Source organism: Actinoallomurus acaciae (assembly GCF_042429965.1).
Lineage (GTDB): Bacteria > Actinomycetota > Actinomycetes > Streptosporangiales > Streptosporangiaceae > Actinoallomurus > Actinoallomurus acaciae.
In genome coordinates this window covers 1-4,619 of record NZ_JBHLZP010000216.1, presented here as the reverse complement: position 1 = coordinate 4,619, position 4,619 = coordinate 1, and the positions used below count along the sequence as shown (strand labels likewise).

Annotated in this window: 3 protein-coding genes and 1 pseudogene; 3 read left to right on the top strand and 1 reads right to left on the bottom strand. The window is 72.3% G+C overall.

Features of this window, described 5'->3' with window-relative positions:
- Positions 1-266: 266 nt before the first annotated feature.
- A complete protein-coding gene (locus ACFFNX_RS25975) occupies positions 267-905 on the bottom strand; it encodes a TetR family transcriptional regulator (RefSeq protein WP_378207516.1) in 639 nt (212 codons plus the stop codon).
- 1,222 nt (positions 906-2,127) lie between these two features.
- Here ACFFNX_RS25975 and ACFFNX_RS25970 point away from each other — a divergent pair.
- The 3 genes and pseudogenes from ACFFNX_RS25970 to ACFFNX_RS25960 all read left to right on the top strand — a co-directional run.
- Entirely contained in the window at positions 2,128-3,054 is a 927-nt protein-coding gene (locus ACFFNX_RS25970; protein WP_378207513.1) for an alpha/beta hydrolase, read from the top strand.
- Between the two features lie 134 nt (positions 3,055-3,188).
- A complete protein-coding gene (locus tag ACFFNX_RS25965; RefSeq protein ID WP_378207510.1) occupies positions 3,189-4,022 on the top strand; it encodes an SGNH/GDSL hydrolase family protein in 834 nt (277 codons plus the stop codon).
- 104 nt (positions 4,023-4,126) lie between these two features.
- Positions 4,127-4,619: pseudogene (locus tag ACFFNX_RS25960) on the top strand (DUF4253 domain-containing protein); the annotation flags it as partial.

The following is a 4,619-nucleotide window of genomic DNA, read 5'->3' as shown; positions in this document are numbered from 1 at the left end:
TCCCCTCCGGGAGGCGGTCCCCTCCGGGAGGCGGTCCCCTCCGGGAGGCGGTCCCCTCCGGGAGGCGGTCCCCTCCCGCCCGGGGGCTTCAGCCCACTTCCAGTGTCCAGCGTTGGTAGCCGTGCTGGGAAGGGCGCTGCGGCAACTGTGGAAAACTCTGGTCGGTCTCGGCTCGCCGCCTCACCGGCGGTGGCTCCACGCGCGGCGTGCCGCAGCGTGCGCAGCGTGCGGACCGCGAAACCGGGCTTTCGCCGTAACGGCCGGGGTCAGGTGCTGCCGGCGGCGGTGAGGCCCTCCAGCAACAGGTCCACGATGCCGTCCACGACGGCGGCGCGGGGTACGGTCGTGTGTTCCAGCCACCACTCTCCGGCGGCCTGGACCATGCCGACCACGGCGTGCCCCCAGATGTGGCCGCGGACGGGGTCGCGCAGGCGTCCCTCGGCCAGCAGCGTTTCGGCGAGCTCGCCGCCCAGGCCACGGATGAGCGTCCCCATCACGCTGTGCGTCGCGGTGTCCTCCGCGCCCGCGCGGTGGACGAGGAAGCCGTACAGGTGCCGGTTGGCGGCGATCGTCGCGAGGTAGGTGTCGATCGCGGCCCGCGCACGCTCGCGGAGTTCGCCCGGGCCGCGGAACGCGGTGCGGACGCCGTCGATCAGCACACGGACGTGGCGCTCGGCGAGGGCCTGGTAGAGGCCGCTCTTGTCGCCGAAGTGGCGGTACAGAATCGGCTTGCTGATGCCCGCCTCGGCCGCGATCGAGGCCATGGACACGTCGGGCCCCTCGCGGAGGATGATGCGGTCGGCGGCGTCGAGCAGCGCGCGACGGCGACGTGGGTCACGCCCGGTCACCGCTGGCGGCCGCGATCCGGTCTCCGTCCCCATCTCGCCTCCCCGGCCGCCGTCCATCCGACGAGCGTAACCACACCGATGCGGCCCGCCGCCTCCGGGCCGCTGTGACGCCCGCCGCATCCACGGGGGCGGGCAACCCGAACACGGAACGTCGCCATACGCACGCCGACCGCCCCGGAGCATTTCCCCGGCCCGCCGCCACAAGAACGCCCCGCCTGAGGTGACCGGCCGTGGTGGGGGTGTACTCGTGGCGGCGGGCCGGGGAAGCAGTTCGCGGGAGGGTGCGCGTACGGCGAGGTCCGCGTTCGGGGCACCGTGCCCCTGCATCGCGGCGATCTGGAGGCGGCCAACCGTGGCACGGCTGTTCTCGTGGCGGCGGGTCGGGGAGGCAGCTCGCCGGGGGCACGCGTACGGCGACGTTCTGCGTTCGGGGCGCCTGCCCCTGCATCGCGGCGGTCAGGAGGCGGCCAACCGTGCCGCGGCTGTTCTCGTGATGGCGGGCCGGGGAAACAGCCCGCCGGGCGCGCGCGTACGGCGAGGTCCCGCGTTCGGGGCCGCCTACCCCCACATCGCGGCGATCTGGAGGCGGCCAACCGCGCCGCACCGTGAGCACGGGACAGGCCGCCGCGGACACGAAATCGCCGTACGCGCGCTACCCCCCGAGAGGCGTTTCGCCGACCCGCCGTCACGGAGACAGCCGAACCACGGCCGGCGGCCCCCGGGGCCGCCGTGACATCCGCCACAGCCGCAGGAACGGGCGACCCGAACACGGAACCCGGCCGTACGCGCACCAATCGCCCCCGAGAGGAATTTCACCGGCCCACCGTCGCGAGAACACCCCCGGCGCGGCCAACCTCCAGGCAGACCCCGGGCACGAAACCCGCCGTACGCCCGGCAGCCCCCGAGGAGTGCTCGCCAACCCATCACCCCAGCGCGACCGGCCGCCTCCAGATCTGGCGCCCGCGAGGACGGGCGACCCGGACACGCCGTGCGCGCCGAAAGCCCCGTCCTCCCGACGACACCCCTCTCAGGGGAACACCCCGTAGGATCGGCGGCGGTCGGTCGGAACAAAATCCCTCGGCCGCCCGTCTCACTTCGTATGGCGGCCAGATCCCGGACATGTCGGCGTTTTCTCTGACACAGTCGATGACTCGGGGATTGTCGCGCCGACCCCGGTCCGTATAAGGAGCCGGCCCCCGCACCCGATGCCTGGAGGATGTCCCGTATGGCCACGCCGCGCCTTCCCCGCTCTCGTGTTCTGGGAAGGTGCCTGGCGGCCGTGGCCGTCATCATCGCGGTCTGGGTGACCACGCTGGGCGCGTCCCGGGTGGACCTGTACGCCCGGCCGGGTGCGCTGCCCGCCATCTCCGTGTCCACACTCGCCGCGCGGTACAAGGCGAACCGGCGTGCCGTCGGGCAGGCGCTGAAGACGGCGCGGCGCATCCAGGACCGCGGCCGGGCCCGGTCGCTGAGCCGCCTCCTCGCGCCCGGCCGGCAGTTCCTCTTCTTCGACCCTCGCGGCACCGGGCAGGCCGTGGAGGTCATCGGCGACCTGGCGCACGCCCGGCGGGTGGCGATCTTCGTACCCGGCGCCGACACCACGCTGTCCACCTTCGACGCGCGCGGGGACCGTCCGTACTCCACGCCCGGGGGCGGCGCGCGTGCCCTGCTCGCACAGGCGAGGGCGCTCGATCCGCACTCGGGGCTGGCGGTCGTGGCGTGGCTCGGCTACAGCCCGCCGAAGGTGACGAGCGCCGGCGTCATGACGGACGTCCGCGCCGACGCCGCCGCCCCGCGGCTGCGCCGGCTGGTCCGCGACCTGCACCGGCTCAACCCCGGGGCCGGCACGACGCTGCTGTGCCACAGCTACGGCTCGGTGGTGTGCGGCGAGGCGCTGCGGGGTCTGCCCGTGGACGATGTCGCGGCATTCGGCAGCCCGGGAATGCGGGCGGCGACCGTGGCCGCGCTCGGCACGCGCGCCAACGTCTGGGCCGCACGCGGGTCGAGCGACTGGATACAGTTCGTACCGCATGTGCATGTGATCGGACTCGGCTTCGGCAACGACCCGGTCTCCCCGGCTTTCGGCGCCCGTGTGTTCGCGGCCGGCTCCGCGGGGCACAGTGACTACCTGCGGCCCGGTTCGCCGTCATTGCGGAACCTGGCGCTCATCGCCCTCGGGCGCGACCGCCAGGTCACGCTCGCCTGATTCACAGATCTGACACATACCCCGCATATTTGTCAACGGCGAAACCATCCATAAAACGGCCAATTTCGGCTGCTCCCCAAAAGGCGGAAACGGTGCTTGAGTAAGGCGAGCGTCAGTCCCGCCTTGGAGAGCCGATGAAATTCCCCCGCCTCGTCGCCTCGACCGCCTGCGCCGTGTCCCTCGCGGCCGCCGCCGTCACCGCCGCCACCTCGCCGGCGTACGCGTCGTCCACCAACTACGTCGCCCTCGGCGACTCCTACTCCTCCGGCACCGGCACCGGGTCCTATGACCTGGACAGCGGCTGCCAGCGCAGCAGCAAGGCCTATGCCGCGCTGTGGGCGTCCTCGCACGCCCCCGCGTCGTTCAAGTTCGTCGCGTGTTCCGGCGCCAAGACCGGCGACGTGCTGAACAACCAGGTCAGCGCCCTGAGCTCCAGCACGACGCTCGCGAGCATCACGATCGGCGGCAACGACGCGGGCTTTTCCAGCACGATGCAGACGTGCGTCCTGGGCAGTGACCAGGATTGCCTGAACGCCGTCGCCACCGCCGAGAGCTACGCGAAGAACACGCTGCCGGGCAGCCTCAACAACCTGTTCAGCACAATGCGGAACCGGGCCCCGTCCGCGCGCTTCGTCGTTCTCGACTACCCGCACCTGTACATCACCAACGACACATTCTGCGTCGGGTTGAGCCACACCAAGCACGTGGCGCTCAACCAGGCGGCCGACGTGCTCGACGGCGTGATCAGCACCGCGGCCTCGAACGCCCAGTTCACCTTCGCCGACGTACGCAGCACGTTCTCCGGGCACGAGCTGTGCTCCGGCGACGACTGGCTGCACTCCGTCAACATCTCCGATATCGGCAGCTCGTACCACCCGACGGCCACCGGCCACGCGTCGGGTTACCTGCCGGTGTTCACCTCGGGGGCCGGTGCCGCCGTGGCCAGGTCGCACGCGAAGGACAGCTGACATCGCGAGAGAAACAACACTTTGACCGGGCCGCCCGCACATGGGCGGCCCGGTCGCATTACGATCTCCCGCAGCGCCGGGAGGCCCGGTGCCGGAGCGATGCGATGGACGATCTCGAACCGCTGACGGCAGGCGTAGACGAGTTGTTCTCCGATCACGCCTTGGACCCGTCACTCTCCGTGATACTCCCGTCCGGATACCCGGTGTGGCCCGATCCGAGCTTCCCCCAGCACCAGGGGGTGGCGGGGCCGGCGCTCTGGATGACCGACGGGCCGGCGCCACCCGGCCTGTGGGCCCGGTTCCACGCGGCGCACGCCGAGACCGGCCTGTGGCCGCTGCTTCTGGACGACTCCGCCCAGCCCTGGTCGGCCGGGCAGATCGCGCCCGAGCCGGTGGCCGAGATCGACACCTACGACCCCGCCGCGTTCGTGGCCGAGGTGTGGTCCGAGTGGCTCGAGCCGCCGATCGACCTGACGCCGTTCGGCCCCTACTCCCCCGGTCTCGCCCCGGCGGGACGTCTCCGCGAGGATCCCGGCGCGACGGCCGAGCACCTCGCCGAGCGGCTCGCCGGGCGCCCCCTCGGCCTCGTCCCGGCCG

What these genes read in the sequence shown, in the direction of transcription:
- ACFFNX_RS25965 (WP_378207510.1), top strand. Translation starts at nt 3,189, where the DNA reads ATGAAATTCCCCCGCCTCGTCGCCTCGACCGCCTGCGCCGTGTCCCTC.
- ACFFNX_RS25975 (WP_378207516.1), bottom strand. Translation starts at nt 905, where the DNA reads ATGGACGGCGGCCGGGGAGGCGAGATGGGGACGGAGACCGGATCGCGG.